Origin of the sequence: Streptomyces racemochromogenes, from assembly GCF_044129415.1 — a bacterium.
In the GTDB taxonomy this organism is placed as follows: domain Bacteria; phylum Actinomycetota; class Actinomycetes; order Streptomycetales; family Streptomycetaceae; genus Streptomyces; species Streptomyces racemochromogenes_A.
This window is the reverse complement of the sequence record NZ_JBBDHD010000311.1, coordinates 1-743: the sequence shown is the minus strand read 5'-3', so window position 1 is coordinate 743 and position 743 is coordinate 1. Positions and strand designations below refer to the sequence as shown.

Annotated in this window: 1 protein-coding gene; it reads left to right on the top strand. The window is 71.6% G+C overall.

The genetic code is table 11. The features are described from left to right. Window positions 1–743, top strand: a 743-nt coding sequence (locus tag WDV06_RS37035) for an amidohydrolase family protein (RefSeq protein ID WP_395514183.1), incomplete at both ends; no start/stop codon positions are given.

Genomic DNA, 743 nt, shown 5'->3' with positions numbered 1-743 from the left:
CAACGTCCTGGTCATCGACGCGGTGCTCGGCATCAAGAAGGTCTCCATCGGCATCCGCGAGGGCCGGATCCACGCCATCGGCCGGGCCGGCAACCCGGACACCCTCGACGGGGTCGACGTCGTCGTCGGCACCGGCACCAGCATCGTCTCCGGCGAGGGCCTGATCGCCACCGCCGGCGCCGTCGACACCCACGTCCACCTGCTCTCCCCCCGGATCATGGAGGCCTCGCTCGCCGCGGGCGTCACCACGGTCATCGGCCAGGAGTTCGGCCCGGTCTGGGGCGTCGGCGTGAACTCCCCGTGGGCGCTCAAGCACGCCTTCAACGCCTTCGACGCCTGGCCCGTCAACATCGGCTTCCTGGCCCGCGGCTCCTCCTCGGACGCCGCGCCGCTGGTCGAGGCCCTGGCCGAGGGCGGTGCCTCGGGGTTCAAGGTGCACGAGGACATGGGCGCCCACACCCGCGCGCTGGACACCGCCCTGCGCGTGGCCGAGGAGCACGACGTGCAGGTGGCGCTGCACAGCGACGGCCTCAACGAGTGCCTGTCGGTCGAGGACACCCTGCGTGTCCTGGAAGGCCGCACCATCCACGCCTTCCACATCGAGGGCTGCGGCGGCGGGCACGTCCCCAACGTCCTGAAGATGGCGGGCGTGCCGAACGTCATCGGCTCCTCCACCAACCCCACCCTGCCCTTCGGCCGGGACGCGGTCGCCGAGCACTACGGCATGATCGTCTCCGTCCACG